This is a genomic window from Bradyrhizobium sp. I71 (genome assembly GCF_022354745.1).
GTDB lineage: Bacteria > Pseudomonadota > Alphaproteobacteria > Rhizobiales > Xanthobacteraceae > Bradyrhizobium > Bradyrhizobium liaoningense.
Genome location: NZ_CP059398.1, coordinates 1,599,546 through 1,617,190, shown reverse-complemented (window position 1 = coordinate 1,617,190; position 17,645 = coordinate 1,599,546). Strand labels below are relative to the sequence as shown.

Annotated in this window: 16 protein-coding genes; 11 read left to right on the top strand and 5 right to left on the bottom strand. The window is 60.9% G+C overall.

Annotation, left to right across the window (positions count from 1 at the left end):
• The first annotated feature begins 1 nt into the window (after position 1).
• Genes FJV43_RS08045 through FJV43_RS08035 form a run of 3 tightly spaced genes read left to right on the top strand, consistent with a single transcriptional unit; the run spans position 2 to position 3,464 of the window.
• Positions 2-1,933 carry an ABC transporter permease gene (locus FJV43_RS08045; RefSeq protein ID WP_239625999.1) on the top strand — a complete coding sequence of 644 codons (1,932 nt, stop codon included), beginning with the start codon at positions 2-4 and terminating at the stop codon, positions 1,931-1,933.
• Positions 1,930-2,727 (top strand): ABC transporter ATP-binding protein, encoded by a 798-nt coding sequence (locus tag FJV43_RS08040; RefSeq protein WP_239625997.1) that lies wholly within the window; start codon positions 1,930-1,932, stop codon positions 2,725-2,727. The genes FJV43_RS08045 and FJV43_RS08040 overlap by 4 nt, the downstream gene beginning before the upstream one ends.
• A complete protein-coding gene (locus tag FJV43_RS08035; protein WP_194392605.1) occupies positions 2,724-3,464 on the top strand; it encodes an ABC transporter ATP-binding protein in 741 nt (246 codons plus the stop codon). The genes FJV43_RS08040 and FJV43_RS08035 overlap by 4 nt, the downstream gene beginning before the upstream one ends.
• A gap of 135 nt (positions 3,465-3,599) precedes the next feature.
• Here FJV43_RS08035 and FJV43_RS08030 read toward each other — a convergent pair whose 3' ends face one another.
• The gene (locus FJV43_RS08030) at positions 3,600-3,860 is read right to left on the bottom strand and encodes a hypothetical protein (RefSeq protein WP_239625995.1); all 261 of its coding nucleotides are present in this window, start codon (positions 3,858-3,860) and stop codon (positions 3,600-3,602) included.
• A 182-nt stretch (positions 3,861-4,042) separates the two neighbouring features.
• Positions 4,043-4,765: an SGNH/GDSL hydrolase family protein gene (locus FJV43_RS08025; protein WP_239625993.1), complete on the bottom strand. Its 723-nt coding sequence runs from the start codon at positions 4,763-4,765 to the stop codon at positions 4,043-4,045.
• Positions 4,766-4,950: 185 nt separating this feature from the next.
• Between FJV43_RS08025 and FJV43_RS08020 the strand changes: the two genes are divergently transcribed.
• From FJV43_RS08020 to FJV43_RS07995, 6 genes are all read left to right on the top strand, one after another.
• The gene (locus FJV43_RS08020; RefSeq protein ID WP_239625991.1) at positions 4,951-6,183 is read left to right on the top strand and encodes a hypothetical protein; all 1,233 of its coding nucleotides are present in this window, start codon (positions 4,951-4,953) and stop codon (positions 6,181-6,183) included.
• A 5-nt stretch (positions 6,184-6,188) separates the two neighbouring features.
• On the top strand, positions 6,189-6,773 hold the full coding sequence (locus tag FJV43_RS08015) for a protein-S-isoprenylcysteine O-methyltransferase (protein WP_239625989.1): 585 nt from the start codon (positions 6,189-6,191) through the stop codon (positions 6,771-6,773).
• 209 nt (positions 6,774-6,982) lie between these two features.
• Entirely contained in the window at positions 6,983-7,180 is a 198-nt protein-coding gene (locus FJV43_RS08010) for a hypothetical protein (RefSeq protein WP_082822273.1), read from the top strand.
• 88 nt (positions 7,181-7,268) lie between these two features.
• Positions 7,269-7,958 (top strand): hypothetical protein, encoded by a 690-nt coding sequence (locus FJV43_RS08005; RefSeq protein WP_239625988.1) that lies wholly within the window; start codon positions 7,269-7,271, stop codon positions 7,956-7,958.
• A 701-nt stretch (positions 7,959-8,659) separates the two neighbouring features.
• Entirely contained in the window at positions 8,660-9,067 is a 408-nt protein-coding gene (locus FJV43_RS08000) for a Rap1a/Tai family immunity protein (protein WP_239625986.1), read from the top strand.
• 216 nt (positions 9,068-9,283) lie between these two features.
• The gene (locus tag FJV43_RS07995) at positions 9,284-10,900 is read left to right on the top strand and encodes a B12-binding domain-containing radical SAM protein (protein WP_239625984.1); all 1,617 of its coding nucleotides are present in this window, start codon (positions 9,284-9,286) and stop codon (positions 10,898-10,900) included.
• On the opposite strand, the gene FJV43_RS07990 is transcribed toward FJV43_RS07995, so the two are convergent.
• Positions 10,880-11,797, bottom strand: coding sequence for a lipid A biosynthesis lauroyl acyltransferase (locus tag FJV43_RS07990; protein WP_239625982.1), 918 nt, complete (start codon positions 11,795-11,797; stop codon positions 10,880-10,882). The two genes, FJV43_RS07995 and FJV43_RS07990, sit on opposite strands and share 21 nt — an antisense overlap.
• Positions 11,798-11,871: 74 nt before the next feature.
• On the opposite strand from FJV43_RS07990, the gene FJV43_RS07985 reads away from it, so the two are divergent.
• Positions 11,872-12,060 carry a hypothetical protein gene (locus FJV43_RS07985; protein ID WP_239625980.1) on the top strand — a complete coding sequence of 63 codons (189 nt, stop codon included), beginning with the start codon at positions 11,872-11,874 and terminating at the stop codon, positions 12,058-12,060.
• Between the two features lie 2 nt (positions 12,061-12,062).
• Positions 12,063-12,386, top strand: a complete 324-nt coding sequence (locus FJV43_RS07980) for a hypothetical protein (protein WP_239625979.1) — start codon at positions 12,063-12,065, stop codon at positions 12,384-12,386.
• Between the two features lie 901 nt (positions 12,387-13,287).
• On the opposite strand, the gene FJV43_RS07975 is transcribed toward FJV43_RS07980, so the two are convergent.
• Both FJV43_RS07975 and FJV43_RS07970 read right to left on the bottom strand, forming a co-directional pair.
• Positions 13,288-16,404 (bottom strand): multidrug efflux RND transporter permease subunit, encoded by a 3,117-nt coding sequence (locus tag FJV43_RS07975; RefSeq protein WP_239625977.1) that lies wholly within the window; start codon positions 16,402-16,404, stop codon positions 13,288-13,290.
• On the bottom strand, positions 16,401-17,642 hold the full coding sequence (locus FJV43_RS07970) for an efflux RND transporter periplasmic adaptor subunit (RefSeq protein WP_239625975.1): 1,242 nt from the start codon (positions 17,640-17,642) through the stop codon (positions 16,401-16,403). Before FJV43_RS07970 ends, FJV43_RS07975 begins: the two co-directional genes overlap by 4 nt.
• Between the last annotated feature and the right edge of the window lie 3 nt (positions 17,643-17,645).

The following is a 17,645-nucleotide window of genomic DNA, read 5'->3' as shown; positions in this document are numbered from 1 at the left end:
CATGGATCTTTACGCCCTCCTGGCGCAATTGCTGAACGGCCTGGCGGAAGCCTCCGCGTTGTTTCTGGTTGCCGCCGGCCTGTCGCTGATCTTCGGCGTGAGCCGGATCGTCAATTTCGCCCATGGCTCCTTCTTCATGCTGGGCATGTATGTGGCTCATTCGCTCATCGAACGGCTCGGCGGCGGCTCCTGGCGGGTTATGGGGTTCTGGGGCGCGCTGTTGCTCGCGGCGTTGGCAGTCGGATTGCTCGGTGCGCTGGTGGAGATGCTGCTGCTGCGTCGGATCTACAAGGCCCCCGAGTTGTTCCAGCTCCTGGCCACCTTTGCGTTGGTGCTGGTGTTCAACGACGCGGCGCTCTGGATCTGGGGACCGGAAGATCTGCTGGGCCGCCGCGCGCCGGGGCTCGCAGGCGCCGTCCAGCTCTTCGGCCGTGCCTATCCGAGCTACAATCTCGTCCTGATCGTCATCGGGCCCGCGATCCTCGGACTGCTCTGGATCCTGCTGACGCGGACGCGCTGGGGTGTGATGGTCCGCGCGGCCACGCATGACCGCGAAATGCTCGGTGCGCTGGGGGTCAACCAGGCCTGGCTGTTCACCGGCGTGTTCGCGCTCGGATGCATGCTGGCGGGGCTCGGCGGCGCGCTGCAATTGCCGCGTGAGCCGGCGAGCCTCGGCCGCGATCTCACGACGATCGGCGATGCGTTCGTCATCGTGGTGGTGGGTGGTATGGGCTCGATCCCGGGGGCTTATCTGGCGGCCTTGCTGATTGCGGAAGTGAAGTCGATCTGCATCGGGCTCGGCACGGTTCAGTTGGCGGGCATCACGATCTCGTTCTCCAAGCTGACCCTGGTGGTCGAGTTCCTGATCATGGCAGTGGTTCTTGTGGTGCGGCCGTGGGGGCTGTTGGGACGCCCGCAGGCAACCAATCGCCATGCGGCGCCGGTCGAGGCGCCGCTGCGCCGCGGCTCGGGACGATATGGAGTCGCGATCACCGTCTGCCTGCTCGCGATGGCGGCGCTGCCATTGCTCAACCAGTCGCTGCCTTATGCCGCCGTGCTGGGCCAGGACGTGCTGGTGGCGATCCTGTTCGTGGTCAGCCTGCACTTCATGATGGGGCCGGGTGGCATGCACTCGTTCGGGCATGCCGCCTATTACGGGCTCGGCGCCTATGGCGCGGCGATCCTGGTCAAGGCGGCTGGCTTGCCGATGCCGCTCGCGATCCTCGCGGCGCCGCTGCTTGCGGGGCTTGGCGCGATGCTGTTCGGCTGGTTCTGCGTGCGGCTTTCGGGCGTCTATCTGGCGATGCTCACGCTCGCCTTCTCGCAAATCGTCTGGTCGGTCGCGTTTCAGTGGGACGCGGTGACGGGCGGCTCCAACGGCATGATCGGCATCTGGCCGGACGAGTGGCTGAGCGGAACGCGCTATTACTATCTGACCCTCGTCATGGTCGCGCTCTCGGCCTATGTGCTGCGCCGGTTCCTGTTCGCGCCGTTCGGCTACGCGTTGCGGGCCGGGCGGGACTCGCCGCTTCGCGCCGATGCGATCGGCATCGACGTGAAGCGCGTGCAGTGGCTGGCCTTCGTCATCGCCGGCGTGTTCGGCGGATTGGCCGGCACGATCTATGTGTTCTCCAAGGGCAGCGTGTCGCCGGATGTGATCTCGGTCGGCAAATCGGTCGATGGCCTCGTCATGGTTCTCCTCGGCGGAATCCAGGCGCTGACGGGGCCCATCATCGGCGCCGCGGTGTTCGGGGTCCTGCAGGATTCGGTCATGCGCGCCACCGATTACTGGCGGGCTCTGTTCGGCGGCATCATTCTGTTTCTGGTGCTGGCCTTCCCGCAGGGACTTGCGGGGATCTCGTTGCAGATCCGCAGTTGGTGGCAGCACCCACGAATGAGCATGACGGCGGAGCGGCAGGAGAAACTGACATGAGTGCTGCGTTGCTTGAAGTCCGCGACCTCGGGATCTCATTCGGCGGCGTACGCGCCGTCGATGGCATCAGCTTCGACCTTCATCCCGGCGAGCTGCTGGCGCTGATCGGCCCCAACGGCGCAGGCAAATCGACCACGTTCAACATGGTCGGCGGGCAATTGCGTGCCTCCGGCGGATCGGTGCGCATGGCGGAGCGTGATCTGATCGGCATGAAGCCACGCGCCATCTGGCGCCTCGGCGTCGGACGAACCTTCCAGATCGCAGCCACCTTCGCCTCCTTCACGGTCGCGGAAAATGTGCAGATGGCGGTGCTGTCGCATCACCGCCAGGTGTTCGCGCTCTGGCACCCGGCGGCCGGCCGGTTTCGCGCCGAGGCTTTGGCGCTGCTCGAGCAGGTCGGCATGCGCGCGCAAGCCGACCGGCCCTGCAGCGAGCTCGCCTATGGCGACATCAAGCGCGTCGAGCTCGCGATGGCGCTCGCCAACGATCCGAGGCTGCTGCTGATGGATGAGCCGACCGCCGGCATGGCGCCGCGCGAGCGCAACGAGCTGATGGCCCTGACGAAGCGGCTGGTGGTCGAGCGCGGCATGGCCGTGCTGTTCACCGAGCACAGCATGGATGTGGTATTCGCGCATGCCGACCGCGTCATCGTGCTCGCGCGCGGCCAGCTGATCGCGGAAGGGACGCCGGAGGCGATCCGCAACCATCCCAAGGTGCAGGAGGTCTATTTCGGCAGCGGGACGACCTTCGAGCATCTGCCGCAACCGGCCTTCGGCGGGAGGATGTCCGCATGAGCGACGTCGTCGAGCCTGCCCTGCTGGAAGTTTCCGGCTTGAACGCCTGGTACGGCGCCGCGCACATCCTGTTCGATGTTGCGCTTCAGGTGCGCCGTGGCGAGGTCATCTCGCTGATGGGGCGCAACGGCGCCGGCAAGTCCACAACGCTGAAGGCGATCATGGGGCTGCTGGCGCGCCGCGATGGGCAGATTCGCTTCATGGGCCGCGATATCGCCGCCAAGGAGCCGTTCCAGGTCGCGCGCATGGGGCTTGGTTTCGTACCCGAGGATCGTCGCATCTTCCCCGATCTGACGGTGACGGAGAATCTCGAAACCGGCCGGCAGCAGCTTCGTCATTGGCCGGATGGCAGTCCGGCGCTGAACTGGACGCCGGACGCGCTCTACGAGCTGTTTCCCAATCTCGGACGCATGCAGGGCCGGCGCGGCGGACAGATGAGCGGCGGTGAGCAGCAGATGCTTACGATCGCCCGCACGCTGATGGGCAATCCGTTCCTAGTGCTGCTCGACGAGCCCTCGGAAGGCGTCGCCCCCGTCATCGTCGAGCAGATGGCGCACATGATTCTGTCTCTCAAGGCGCGCGGCGCCAGCATCTTGCTGTCGGAGCAGAATTTCCATTTCGCCCAACTGGTCTCGGATCGCGCTTATGTGCTGGAGAAGGGGCAGATCATGTACGAGGGCTCGATGCGGGAGCTTGCGGAGAATGACGACATTCAGCGCAACTATCTTGGTGTCTAGGCGAGAGGCCCCCGCTTGGACCACGAGAAAGCACCGGCGCCCGCCGAAACGCGGACATTGCTTCGCTTCCCTTTTCTGTTTGCTGAGGGGCCGCTCTAATTCGGCTCCATCTTTTTCGCCTCCAGCAATATCTAGCTATTTGCGTAGTTGTCCCCTGAAGCGGAACCACAAATGGCCGATCAGCGATAGGGCTATGGCGGTCAGAATTATCGGGAGCCAGATCGACGTGGTTATGATGAACAAGGATATGATGACCACGCGTCCAAAGACCGATTCGCTGACCGGATTCTTAAGACGAGCGAAATAGGCGTAGGTGATAAAAATGGTGGCCGGCACCATCCACGCGGCAACAAGCACCAATAACAGGTCAGCAAGTTGGCTGGCATATTGGTGCATGAGCGCACCCCCTGACAGCGTCGGCGCGAATTGCTGTCACCGCTGCGAGAAATGCGGTGATTGTCGACGATAGTTGGTCTTTGTTCACGTTGGTGGACATCTGCACGTTCGGCATCGCTGTCACGGCCGGTGCCCAAACTCATGCGAACCCGCAGCCTTCGATTCGCCTGAGCTAGGGCCTCTCAACGCGCACTCGCTGAGATGGCTCGGGCAAGGGCTCGTCCAATGCAATCATAACCATCGGCGGTGTTGTGCAATCCGTCCCACGTTACAAGCGCGCTTTGCGCAACTCCGGCATTGATCGAGTTTCGCATCAGCGCAAAACGAGAGAACAGCCCGACCCGTTCCTGCTTCGCGACATCGGCGATGATGCCCTCCATCGTTGAGTAGCTAGCGGAAGCGAGCACCTGTGGCGCATATTGCAGATCCATCAACACGACATCGGCAGACCCCGCCTTAAGTGCCCTTACCCCTTCAAGAACGCTTCTCTTGAGCCCTTGGTCCGGCCGGCCACCCCAGGCGACGTCATTGGTACCTAATTGCCAGATAACGAGATCAGGCGTGTGCGCGAAAACGTCACGCTCGAACCGCGCGATGTTGTTCGGAATCGTATCGCCGACTCGACCGCTGTTGATGACCTCGATCGTTGCGTTGGATCTAAGCCTCGAGAGTTCTCGGCGCATCACCTGCGGATATGTGGCCGCGGACCGAAGTACCCAGAGCCCCACCGTCGACGATGATCCGATCGCGACAATCTTTAGCGGCTCACCAGATCTCAAACGCGCCGCCGTGCGGGGCAATTGTGCGCCCAGCGAAACATCCAAATTTGCAGCAAGGCATCTCTGGCCAGATGATGCCTCGTCCTGCGCTTGAGAGGGCGCTGTGCTAGACAAACCGACAATCACGGCAGCACCGATCGACGCTATTGTTCGAGCGGTTCGGCTTACGCATGGCAGAACAAATCGACCCATGTTCCCCAATAACTGGTCGATTCTCTCTTGACAACCCTTGGCTTCAAACGTCTGTTTTTGACTGCAGGTCGATTGACGCGTGGGGAGCGAGCAGCACGCATGAGTCCGGGGATAAGACAATGTCCGGCAAGCCTGTAGCGAAACGGTTGGTATTCCATATCGGCGGCTATGATCCAATCACGTCGCATGCCAGCGCGCAACGACGCTTTGTGCGCGAAATTGCGAGGTTCCAACGTACCTGGTCAGTGAAAGCGGCCGTTGACGGTTTGCATGATACCGCCGACCAGATACGATGGAATGTGACGTCAACTGGCCCCGACTGGCTCGTCGAAACCGATTACCGTCTGGTCCGATGGCACGACGTAATTGAGGCCTTCGGGCGTCGAAGCATTGGCTCACGCATTTCCGTCGGCATTCTTGCGTTTCTGGATTTCGTTTTGACCGGCACTCTTTGGCGGTACTTGCTGACCAACTGGCGCTACGCACTGTTCTTTCTCTATCCATTCGTCATGTTCGGGCTGTTCATCGCGGCCGCCTGTTTGATTGCCCTGGTTGCATTCAAGATCACCGGATCCATTCCTACGGCTACCGGTGTCGGTTTCTTCGGGATCGTAGCCGTTTTGGCTGGCCCGTGGCGCTGGCTCCACCTGAGCGACTTGTTTGACGATTGGATTTTTTCTCGCGAGTATATTCGATGCGGGAATTCGGAAATTGAGCAGAGGCTAGACAGGTTGGCCGCCGAGCTCGTGGTTGCGGCGACCAACTCTGCCGCAGACGAAATTTTGGTCGTGGGGCATAGCCTTGGCGCCGTGCTAGCGGTTGATCTACTTGATCGCGCCTTGAAGCTGGACCCTGGGCTCGGTCGGAAAAAGATTCCCGTCACATTCTTGAGCGTTGGATCATCCATACTCAAGATCGGCCTGCACCCGAAGGCAGTACGCTTTCGCAGTGCGGTGGAACGCGTCGCCAATTCCCGCGCGATCTTCTGGGGCGACTATCAAGCCCTCACCGACGTGTTGAATTTTTACAAATGCCGGCCAATGGCCGAAATGGGCTTGTCGACAGAAAACGAGGCGACCGTCAGGGTCGTGAAGATTAGTCGAATGCTTAACGACGACATGTATCAACGCATCCGCTTCAATTTCTTCCGCGTGCACTGCCAGTTCGTCAGTGGAAATGACAGGCGAACATCGTACGACTACTTCATGCTCACATGCGGACCTATTTCAGCCAAATCCCAGACGCTCGCCCCGGATGGCGCTGTGTCGATGATCGCTGACGACGGAGGCCTTATTGCGGGCGCGCCGGCGTCGGAAAGCGAGCTGCTGGGAAATCCGGGCGCGGCAGCCTGATTCAGATGACGCCCACCATTTCAAAAGTCATCTTCGTTGCGTTGGTGATCGGCTGGTACCTCATACGCTATAAGTACGCGCGCCGTTCCCGCCGTGCGAGGGTTGTGCGGAGCGCTCGAGGCCCCCTGGAAACTGCGCTCCTGCTCATATCACTTTCGGGACTCGGACTTGTTCCGCTTGTCTACGTAGCGACAGGAATGCCTCGTTTCGCGGCTCACAGCTTTTATCCCGCGTTGGCTTGGCTGGGCTCTTTCTTTGCGATTGCGGCTTTGGGCGTGTTTCACCTGACTCACCGTGCACTCGGCCGGAATTGGTCGATAAGTCTCGACGTGCGAGAGAATCATGAGCTCGTGACGGAAGGGATTTACCGGAGAGTTCGACACCCGATGTATTCGGCATTTTGGCTGTGGGCTATCGCCCAGGCATTGCTGCTGCCGAATTGGATTGCCGGTTTCGCGGGCCTGGCCGGCTTCGGGATCTTGTTCTTTGGCCGCGTCGCAAGGGAAGAGCGAATGATGTTGCAGACGTTTGGCGACAGCTATCGCGATTATATGGCGCGGACCGGTCGGGTCTTCCCGTGGATACTCTAGCTAGGTCCCGGCATGTCTCGACCTGTGGTACGCACGAGACTGATTTGGAACCAGACACCTCGATTTGCGTGCCATTTCCGCAACATACGGCAGAAAAAGCGGTCGGAACCGCGGACTCCCCCGGTCTATTCGTTGGTGCCGTGGCGAGTGTCGGGTTATTCCTATGCGTGTCAGGTGAATCCAATCGTCCCGAACAATGGTGAGAAACGATGTTGAAATTCGCTGTCCTTGGAATCGCTTCTTTGGCTTTCGTGGGAACCGCAGCTGCTGCTGACCTGCCGCGGCCTCAGCCGGTTGCCGCCGCCGCGCCGGTTGGCAAAGCTCCGATCGGCAAATATCCCGTGGGTAAGAGCCCCGTGGGCAAATACCCGGTCGCTGCCCCGGCTCCATTGGTGACCAAGGGTTGATCTGACTATCCATTCGTACGCCAGCGGCGTTCGTTTGGGGTAGCAGGCTACCTGTGGCATCGGATCTTGGATCCAAGAGGATTCGAAGATGGCGGGAGTGATTCGGAAATATCCGGGTCTAAAGCTTCTTGCAAAGGCCGCCATGCTGGCGGCCTTTGTAGGCTTGGGGGCCGGGATCAGTAGCGCGCAACCACTCGTGGCGCGTGCCGACCAGCAGCAACGGGACGCTGTCCCCAGTTCGGCGACGAAGCATGCGGCGAGCATGGCTGCTGCTACGCCGGCGATATCCGATGTAAAGCCAGCTCGAAGAGCTGCCGCCACGGGTCCCTACTACGTTGATTTTCGTGCCCGCACGGCGGCAACGTACGGTCATGCTTTCGTCTGGTACGGAAAGACGGGCGAAAAGCAGGTCGAGGTCGCTGGTCTGGCTCCGGCCGGCGACGAGGTGCCCTATATCCTGGGACACATCATGTTTGTCCCTTCTGAGACGGGCGCGACCTACGGTGATCTTGACGAGCAATATCTGACGGCCAGCTATCGCGTCTATTTGTCTGAGGCGGACGCCAAGAAGGTCTTTGCTTATATCAAGCGCCAGCAGGACACTTCGCCGCTGTGGAATGCAGCAACGACCAACTGCACTGCTTTCATCGGGCGCATAGCGACTTTTATGGGCCTCAACGCTCCGTTTCATCTGCTAAAGCCTGAGGAATACGTAAACAAACTCAGAGAGCTGAACGGGGGGCGAAAAACGGTGCAGCTTGAACCCGGTCGAGGCTAGAATCCTCGGATTGAGTTCATCCAGTTTTCCGCGCGTGAAGATGGGTGTGAGGTCTTCAAGAAATTCAAGCGAGCTTGTTCTTTGAGGATGCGGTTCGATACGACCAGCATTCGTGGGCTGCCTCGCCTTGGTTGATGAATAGGCGGGGAGATTATGGGAACGTCCGTGGCGCTGCGCTGCGAGGCAGCTCCACCTCCGCTTTGACATTGCTGAGCTCTTGTTAGAAGCCGTTCCGAGGGCGAAGTCCACCTTGGCGTAGTTCCGGAAGGTTCGCAGAACTTGTCGTCGCAGACGAAGATTGCCGTTTTGGGCAATGGTTCTGCGTCGAGGCCGAGCATCAATATCAATCGACCAGTGCACGTCGCGTAAACGGCGGGATAATAGACGCTCTCCGTGCCGAATCGAGATCTGTACCATCAGCACGCTTGTCGCCGCCTATGGCGATCCGCGATCATGATCGCGGTGTAGCCGACCTTTGCAGCGGTCACGGCGCGGAAAGCTGCGTGTTATCAAGTCGACAAGCGCTCCTTCGGCTCTGTGGAAATGGAAGAGCTGAGTTCACGTCGCTGTATTCGAGCGCGATGGATCAGACGCTTTTTTTGAGCTAAGCCGTCTGAGCCGCCTGGAACGGCGCGGGCGGCCGCTCTATTGCGGCATACTCAATGCCTGCAAGCTATCGCGCCGGTGTTCGGGGGACGCGGATGCGGGTCCATATGATTGTTGCCGGCCTAATCCTAGCTATCATCGGGACGGCCAGCGCCACGGTTGTCGATAAGGGAACCGACGCGCAAAAGGCCTGCGAGCTGCTTGTCAAGAGCTCGCTTCGCAATCAGGACGAAGCTCGGTCCGCAGGTGCATGTGAGGGAATGATCGAGACCGCGATGCTCTTTTCACCAAATCTGCCCGCTGACGTGCGTGCATGCCCCCCCGCGCAAGGCAGCCCTTTGCAAAGTGCGAAGGTTTTTCTGCAGTATCTTGATGACAATCCGGATCGGGTGAATGAGCCGGGGATCACCGTCGCGATCGAAGCATTCAGGGATGCTTGGCCCTGCCGTGGGGACGATGCCGGCACGGGACTGAAAAAGCGTGCCCCAAAAAAATCCAAATAGAACGCGTATCTGAGGATACTGATACTAGCCTTGCGGCCGGCGATGTTCGCGTCAGGCCTGATTGATTCGCAATGCACTGCCGCCGAGGTGCGCGAACTGAACCGCCATGCGCACCTCCACGATCAGCACTCAACGCCTTATCGACGAGCGGAAGCGAACCCTTGAGCCCCGATAAACAGCGGGGCATTGTGCCATCAACGCCCGGGCTGGAACAGCATGACAATCCCCTGCCGCGTCCTGATGATCTATCCGAAGTTCGTTCCGAATTCGTTTTGGAACTATGCGGATGCCTGCGAACTCGTCGGTGCGAAGTATCCAACGGCGCCACTCGGCCTGATCACCGTCGCCGCTATGTTGCCGAAGCATTGGGACATCCGGCTCGTCAACCGCAATACCGAGGCTTTGACAGAGGCGGACCTCGATTGGGCCGATCTTGTGATGATCGGCGGTATGCTCAACCAGCAACCGGATGCCATCTACCTGATCGATCTCGCTCACCTGCGCGGCAAGCCAGTATGTGTCGGCGGGCCGGACGTCTCCTCGAGCCCGCATCTTTACGCGGACGCGGATTTTCAGGTGATCGGCGAGGCCGAGCATGTCATCGAGCAGTTCATCGCCGCTTGGGAAAGCGGCGAACGCAAAGGCGTGTTCATCGCCGAGAAATTCAAGATAGATGTCACGCTGAGCCCGATGCCTCGCTACGATCTTCTCAACTTCGATCACTATCTATACATCGGCTTGCAGTATTCGCGCGGCTGCCCGTTCACCTGCGAGTTCTGCGACATTATCGAGTTGTATGGCCGCGTGCCGCGTACCAAGACCAACGATCAGATTCTCGCAGAGTTGCAGGCACTCTACGATCACGGTTATCGCGGGCATGTCGATTTCGTCGACGACAATTTCATCGGCAACAAGAAGAACCTCCGCACCTTGATGCCGCGGCTCAAAGCGTGGCTGGAAGACCACGACTATCCATTCGAGTTCTCGACCGAAGCCTCGATCAACATCGCGGACGACAGCGAACTGTTGCAGGCAATGAAGGATGCGAACTTCTTCGCGATCTTCGTCGGCATCGAGAGCCCGGATCCCGAGACGCTCGTGCAGATGAAGAAGAAGCAGAACACCAGGCGCAACATCGCCGAGTGCATTCACAAGATTTACGGCTACGGCATGTTCGTCACCGCTGGCTTCATCGTCGGGTTCGATAGCGAAAATGCCTCGATAGGACAGGCAATGGCCGACCTCATCGAGGAGGCGAGCATTCCAGTCTCCATCGTTGGACTGCTTTATGCGCTGCCTGGGACGCAGCTTACACGGCGGTTGGCCGCGGAAGGCCGCTTGCACCAGGGCCATGACCTCATGAACGTCGAGCAGGCGGGCGATCAGTGCACGCTCGGCTGTAATTTCGATACCAAGCGTCCGCTTCGTGACATCCTTGCCGATTACAAGGCCGTGCTCGGGCACGTCTACAGTCCTGCAGCCTATGCAGGACGGCTGTCGCGTCTCGCAGCCATGCTCGACCGGTCCGACCGGCGCCGCGATCTCCCGGATGGCGATGTGCGCAAAAGGCTTGGCGGCATCGACAGCGTACACAAGATCATGCGGGCCCTGCCGAAGGTTCGTGAGCCGTTCTGGAAGACCTTCGTCGACGTCGCCAAGACCAATCCGGGCGCGCTGCGTTACATCGTGATGCTGATGGCGCTGTACATGCACCTCGGGCCGTTCTCGGAACGCGTCATCGGCGAGATTGACCGCCGCATTGCCGAGTTGGACGATGTTCCTCTGCCGAGGGCTACGGCGGTTGGCCAAGTGCTACCTCCAGCGACGGTGTAGCCACAGCCACTGGTCGGGATATTCGCGGATCCAGCCCTCGATGACCGACGTGACCGCCTGCATCGTTCCCTGAATGTCGATTTGTCCGGCGGCATCGCGGACCGGCTTCACTTCTTCAGACAGTTCGCCACGAAAGCGGTGTCCGGGCAGACGGATGATGCGCACGCCGTGGATTGGGCACTCAATCTGCCGTACCAGCCGGGCAAGCAACGGATTGGCCCGTGTCTTGCGGCCGAAGAAAGTGACCTCGACGCCGTTGGTCAGATACTGATCGACCAGCATTCCAACGTGCTGGCCACTTTTAAGGGCCTCGGCAAGTCTTAAGGGCGCGTCACGACTTGCTGGAATGAGTGTGCCCATTTTCACGGCGCGCAAATCCTGGATGATGCGGTCGGCGGACGCGATGTTGGGTCGGCGATACAGGATCGCGGTATCCAGCCCGTGCGCGACGGCTGCCAGGGCCGGAATTTCCCAGTTAGCGAGATGACTCGCAAAGATCAGCGCCGGTTTCCCGTCGAGCCGCAGCTGCGTAAACAAATCATACGAGCGCTTGTCGATTTCGATCCGGCTATCCTCGGGCCGCGCGGGATCGTAGTTCCAGATGTGATCAAGATGCGCGAATTCGGCGCCGACTCGACCGAGATTGTCCCAGACGCCTGCGAGAATGGTCTCGATCTCCGCAGGCGATCTTTCCGGAAATGCGGCGGTTAGATTGGCTCGACCGGTCTTTTGCTCCCGCATCATGGGCCCGATTGAGCGAGTGATCCGAGCGAATAAGTTGGCAGTCTTGGTCGGATCGAAATAGCGAGCAGTACGCAATATTCCGATCGTCAACGCGCCCACCGCCGCTTGGCCCAGGGGCTTGGTCACGTCGCGAAGTCGGGCCCTGGTCCGCATTGAAACGACAACCTTGGCTTACACTTTCGGCTTTCCATGGGCTTCAGCGCGCATCATCATACCACCGATACGCGATGCGATCAAAGACACCGATGGGTTGCGCAGGGCGTATCGTCGATGATCCCAAGTTCATCGAAAGCGTACTCGGTTTCTTCGATGGTCTGAAAATCATGCTAGACGACGAGCATCCCGACCATGTGCGGATCGGGGCTCAGCCGGTGGCTTCAGGCCAGGAAGCTGCCAAGTTTGCCGACGTAATCTAAGCATGTCGTTCTCAATCGACGAGGGCTTGAACGACAACACGAAGGCGCTGGCTGCCAGCTCCTGTGACTATGTGCAGGACTTGATGGACCTGGACGACGTGCCGATGTCCAGCCGCCTCAGGTTCGCCAAGGAGCCGGATGGCATCTTGCCGGACCTGCGAGAAAATGGCGCCAGCGTCTTTTCAGCGACGCGTAACCGCAAGTTCCGCAATGACAGTTGGGGTGATGCGCCGGCTCTCGAGATGACGGTAGGCTATTCGGTTATCGGTCCCGCCGACCGGCAGCTCACCCAGCTCTACATCCCGCGCCGGGCGAGGCTCGCCTAATGGGGCGGTGCATCGAAGCAATATGATCGTGCGACGAATGCCCATTTTCGGCCGGATAAGCCCAGTGGTGCGACCAGTAAGTCATTGATTGTTCTCTACCCGTCGCTACCTCTTAATCAGCGGGTCCCAGGTTCGAGCCCTGGTGCGCCCACCAAATCAGTGCCTTAGCCAGAGAAACCGGTTTAGCGGTCGGATTTTCAAGCGGTTGTTTCTCGCGAACGCTGATCAACCCACGCCCCGATGCCGCAATGTGGCACTTCGCGGTCTAACCCCGCGCCGCGCGCTGTCCCATGATGGATTGGAGCGAGACTTCAAGTTTTTCGGCCATTTGGAAGGTGGCGTGTGCAAGGTTGGATCAAGCAAAATCCATCGGCGGTAGACAAGGTCGGTCGCTCCTTGGAGTGGGTCGTGCCCATATACAAGGGCGAATTTCCTGGCCTGATAACGTCACGCGAGCCTTTGAGGAAGAGCAGGCTATGTGCGCATGCTCTAAGGGGTGGCGCAGAGCGTTTTTTTGCACGTTGATACGGGCGCATATGAGCAAAATGCGTGCTTGCAGAGGATAGCCGAGCGCTCGTGAGCAGCGTCAGTTGCCGGAGGAGCGGGACGCGTCACCGCTTACTGGGCATCGGCGGCCACTCAGGGAGCCCTCGCACGACCTAACTCAGTCGCGCCGGTGCCGGGCATGGCAGCCGGTTTGCGCCGCCCTCCATGAATGTAGGCGATGGCGCCGAACACAGCGGCACTTTGACGACGCCGAGGGAATCACGACGATTATTGTGGTCCATCTCCTTCTGTTGCGCAGTTCTGCGACAGAACCTTAGCCTACGAGATCAATCAGGATGGGACATCCGCTGGATGAGGATCTGCCCTTCAGAGGTCACTAGGAAAATTCAGCAGTTTAGACATTAGCGCCCATCTTCAGCCGCTCCCGCAGACGCTGGAACGTCACGTAGAGCATCGGCACCAGGAAGATTCCGATCGAGCTCGCCGCGAGCATGCCCGCGAACACCGCTGTGCCGACAGCCCTGCGGCTGAGGGCCGCAGCGCCGGTTGCGATCACGAGCGGCAGGAGACCAAGGATGAAGGCGACGGAGGTCATCATGACCGCGCGGAAGCGCATATGGGCGCCCTGGACCGCGGCGTCGTCGAGCGCCACGCCTGCCTCGCGTTGCTCCTTGGCGAATTCGACGATCAGAATTCCGTTCTTGGCGGCGAGCGCAATCAGGACCACCAGCCCGATCTGGCCGTAGAGGTCGAGATTGAGGCCTGCGAGCTTGATGCCGACATAGGAGCCCAGGACACCGACGACGACGGACAGCAGCACCGGGATCGGGATCACCGTGCTCTCATAGAGCGCCACCAGGAACAGATAGGCAAACAGCACGGCAAGCATCAGCACGATGCCGGTCTGGCCGGTGGCCTGTTCCTCCTGAAAGGCAGTGCCGGTCCACGCAAAACTGTAACCCGCAGGCAGTATGGCATTCGAGACATCGGCCATCGCGGCCATTGCGGTGCCCGACGAAACCCCGGGTGCCGGGCTGCCATTCACCGTCACTGAGCGGTAATTGTTGTAGCGGGTGATCACCTGCGGCCCGGTTACGATCCTGATCCCGGCCAGTGATCTGATCGGCACCATCTGCCCGGTACTGTTGCGCAGATAGATGCGCCAGATGTCCGAAATGTCGCTGCGATCGAACGCTTCGCCCTGGACGTTGACCTGCCAGGTGCGGCCAAACCGGTTGAAATTGTTGACGTAGATGCCGCCGAGCGTCGCCTGCAGCGCGGTGAAGATGTCGCTGATCGTCACGCCGAGCGCCTGCGCCTTGCCACGGTCGATGTCGAGATGGATGGACGGATTGGTCGCAGTGAAGGTGGAAAAGACTCGCGCCAAACGTGGATCCGCGTTGGCGGCGCCGATCAGCGCGTTTGTGACGCTCGAGATCTCGGTCGGACTCTGTCCTTCCAACGCCTGAAGCTGGTATTCGAACCCGCCGCCGGTGGAGAGGCCGATGATCGGTGGCAGGTTGAACGGCAGCACATTGGCCTGTCGGACCTGCGCGCCGGCCGCGAAGGCCTGGCCGATCAGCGCTTGCGCAGAATCCGTTGCGGCCTTGCGATCGGCAAATGGCTTCAAACGGGTGACGACGAGAGCACTGTTCGATTCCGATGCGCCGTCGAGCAGGGAAAAGCCGACGATGGCAAGAACGTGGTCCACAGCCGGCATCTGCTTCAGGATGCCTTCGATCTGCTGGGTGACCTCGCTGGTTCGTGCCACCGATGCGCCGTCCGGCAATTGGACCGAGGTAAAGAAGGCGCCTTGATCTTCCTCGGGCAGGAAACCCGTCGGCGTGATCAGCGACACGCCGAAGATGCCGGCGGCCAGGAGCGCGACGAACAGAACGGAGAGGCCGGCCACCCGCACGAGGCGACGGACGACGCTGCTGTAGCGGTGACGAATCCAGTCGATGGAGCCAAGAACGCGCCCCATGATGCCGCGCCTCGGCCCGGTGTGGCGCAGGAACAGCGCACACAGAGCGGGCGAAAGTGTCAGCGCGTTCAACGCCGAGATCATCATCGCCGCGCTGATCGTCACTGCGAATTGACGAAACAGCGTTCCGGAAACGCCTGGAATGAATGCGATGGGTACGAAGACCGACAGCAGCACCAGTGTGATCGCGACGATCGGCGCGGTGATCTGGGTCATGGCCTTCTTGCTGGCTTCGGTGGGGGAAAGAGCCGGCTCCTCCTGCATGACCCGCTCGACGTTCTCGACGACGACGATGGCATCGTCCACGACGATGCCGATCGAGAGCACCATCGCCAGCAGGGACACCGTGTTTGCCGAATAACCCAGCACCAGCAGGACGGCGAACGTGCCGATCAGACTCACCGGAACCGCGATCGCCGGGATCACCGTTGCCCGGAGATCGCCGAGGAAGAGGTACACCACGATCACGACCAGCACGAAGGCTTCGCCCAGCGTCTGCCATACCTCCGCGATGGTGTCGCGCACGAAGCTCGTGGAATCGTATTGCACGAGGTAGCTCAGCCCGACGGGGAAGTGCTGCGACAGCCGCTGCATCGTCGCCGCCACGGCCTGGGCGGTGGTCACCGCATTAGCGCCCGGCGCCAGATAGATCGCGACCGGAACGGCCGCGCGCCCGTCGATCCGCGCTTCGCTGTCGAAGTTTTGCGCGCCCATCTCGACACGGGCAACGTCCTTCACCCGCAGGGACGAGCCGTCCGGGTTGGCGCGCAGCACGATATTGGCGAATTGATCGACGGTGGCGAGCCTGCCCAGGGTCTGCACGTTGAACTGGAATTGCTGGTCGTCGCTGATCGGGCGCGCGCCGATGCGGCCGACCGGCGCCTGGACGCTTTGGGTGCGTATTGCGGCAATGACATCCGATGGCGTGAGATTGAGGCTGGTGAGTCGCTGCGTGTCGAACCAGATCCGCATCGAGTAGTTCATCTTGGCGAACAGATTGGCCTGGCCGACCCCCGGGGTGCTCGCGATCGCATCGAGCACGTTGATGATGGCGTAGTTCGTGATGAACAGCGGATCCTGCTCGCCATGGGCGCTGTAGAGTACCAGGAATTGCAGAATGGACGAGGACCGCTTGCGCACCGTCACACCCTGCTGCTGCACTTCGGTCGGCAGTTGCGACAGAGCGCTCTGCACGCGGTTGTTGACATTGACGGTGTTGATGTCGGGGTTCGTACCGAGCGCGAACGAAACCGTCAGTGTGTAGCTACCGTCGCTGGCGCTGGTCGATTTCATGTAGAGTGCGCGGTCGACGCCGATGATCTGTGCCTCCAGGGGCTGGGCGACGCTGTTCTCGACGACTTCGGCGGATGCGCCCGGGAATGTGCCCGAAACTGCAACTTGTGGCGGCACGATGTCGGGAAATTGCGCCACCGGGATCTGCATCAGCGCGAGCGCGCCGGCGATGGTGATGATGAAGGCGATCACCATCGCGAGCCGGGGGCGATCGATGAAGACCGCAGAGATCATGGCTTGTCGTCCGCCCGGCCGGCCTTGCTGGAGGTGCTGGGAGCTGCTTGCGATTCCGCACCATCCTCAGACTTCATGCTCGACAGGATCAGTGGACTTGCCGGCCCCGGCGCAACGACCTGGCCGTGGCGAACCCGCTGCAAGCCCTCGACGATCACTCTGTCGCCGGCCGCAAGTCCGGCGATGATGGCCGCGATCGTCGGGGTCGATTGCCCGAGCTGGATGCGGCGCTGCTCGGCCTTGTTGTCGGCGCCGACAGCGAGAACATAGTCGCCCTGCTGATCGGAGAGCACGGCGGAGCGCGGGATCGCCAGAACCTCGATCGGCTGGACGCCCTCAAGCACCACGGTAACGAACTCGCCGTCAGTCAGCTCGTGAACGGTGACGCGGGCCGCCGACGACGTCCGCAGGATAGGATTGCCGATCTCGCCGCGCACGGTGATCGTGTCTGTGTTCTGGGCAATTGTATTGTCGACGAAGTTCAGTTTGCCGGATAGGCCGTACATGCGGCCGTCTGGGAGTCGCAGCCTGATGACGACCGCTTCCAGGCCACCTTTCGGCCCGTATCGTTCCCGCAGTTCCAGTCCTTGGCGCAGCGGCACGGGAAAGATGACGTACATTGGGTCCTGGCTGACGATGGTGGTCAGCACCCCCGAGCTTGGCCCGACGACGTTGCCTTCGGTCAATGCCGTGCGTCCGATCTTGCCGGCGATCGGCGCGCGGATCGTGGTGTAGTCGAGATTGATCCGGGAGGCTTGGACTTGAGCTTGGGCGGCCTGGACCTGGGCTTCGAGACTGAGCTGGTTCGCAATGGCGGCATCGTAGGTGGACTGTTGCCCGGCAGGGCCTCCGAGCAGGGTCCGCGCACGTTCTGTCGTCTGTTTGGCATTCTCGAGTGTCGCCTGAAGCTGCGCCATCTGCGCCTGTTTCGATGCCAGATCCGCCTCGAAGGGACCACGCTCCAGCTGATAGAGCTCATCGCCTTTGCTGATCTCGGCGCCTTCCTCGAACAAGCGCCGTTCCAGAAATGCGGTGACGCGAGCAATGACGTTGACCCGATTGATCGCTTCGATCCGCCCGAGAAATTCAGTGCTCTCGGTGATCGGTCGCCTCGTCGCTTCCACGACGCCGACCGCGGGTGGGCCCGGCGCGGCGGGCTGGGTCCGGGCCAGCCCGCCGGCGATGATCGTCAGCAGCGTCGCCGCCAGCAGCCTGATCGAGACGCCAGCAAGGTTCATTGT

What these genes read in the sequence shown, in the direction of transcription:
- FJV43_RS08045 (WP_239625999.1), top strand. Translation starts at nt 2, where the DNA reads ATGGATCTTTACGCCCTCCTGGCGCAATTGCTGAACGGCCTGGCGGAA.
- FJV43_RS08040 (WP_239625997.1), top strand. Translation starts at nt 1,930, where the DNA reads ATGAGTGCTGCGTTGCTTGAAGTCCGCGACCTCGGGATCTCATTCGGC.
- FJV43_RS08035 (WP_194392605.1), top strand. Translation starts at nt 2,724, where the DNA reads ATGAGCGACGTCGTCGAGCCTGCCCTGCTGGAAGTTTCCGGCTTGAAC.
- FJV43_RS08030 (WP_239625995.1), bottom strand. Translation starts at nt 3,860, where the DNA reads ATGCACCAATATGCCAGCCAACTTGCTGACCTGTTATTGGTGCTTGTT.
- FJV43_RS08020 (WP_239625991.1), top strand. Translation starts at nt 4,951, where the DNA reads ATGTCCGGCAAGCCTGTAGCGAAACGGTTGGTATTCCATATCGGCGGC.
- FJV43_RS08015 (WP_239625989.1), top strand. Translation starts at nt 6,189, where the DNA reads ATGACGCCCACCATTTCAAAAGTCATCTTCGTTGCGTTGGTGATCGGC.
- FJV43_RS08010 (WP_082822273.1), top strand. Translation starts at nt 6,983, where the DNA reads ATGTTGAAATTCGCTGTCCTTGGAATCGCTTCTTTGGCTTTCGTGGGA.
- FJV43_RS08005 (WP_239625988.1), top strand. Translation starts at nt 7,269, where the DNA reads ATGGCGGGAGTGATTCGGAAATATCCGGGTCTAAAGCTTCTTGCAAAG.
- FJV43_RS08000 (WP_239625986.1), top strand. Translation starts at nt 8,660, where the DNA reads ATGCGGGTCCATATGATTGTTGCCGGCCTAATCCTAGCTATCATCGGG.
- FJV43_RS07995 (WP_239625984.1), top strand. Translation starts at nt 9,284, where the DNA reads ATGACAATCCCCTGCCGCGTCCTGATGATCTATCCGAAGTTCGTTCCG.
- FJV43_RS07990 (WP_239625982.1), bottom strand. Translation starts at nt 11,797, where the DNA reads ATGCGGACCAGGGCCCGACTTCGCGACGTGACCAAGCCCCTGGGCCAA.
- FJV43_RS07985 (WP_239625980.1), top strand. Translation starts at nt 11,872, where the DNA reads ATGCGATCAAAGACACCGATGGGTTGCGCAGGGCGTATCGTCGATGAT.
- FJV43_RS07980 (WP_239625979.1), top strand. Translation starts at nt 12,063, where the DNA reads ATGTCGTTCTCAATCGACGAGGGCTTGAACGACAACACGAAGGCGCTG.
- FJV43_RS07975 (WP_239625977.1), bottom strand. Translation starts at nt 16,404, where the DNA reads ATGATCTCTGCGGTCTTCATCGATCGCCCCCGGCTCGCGATGGTGATC.
- FJV43_RS07970 (WP_239625975.1), bottom strand. Translation starts at nt 17,642, where the DNA reads ATGAACCTTGCTGGCGTCTCGATCAGGCTGCTGGCGGCGACGCTGCTG.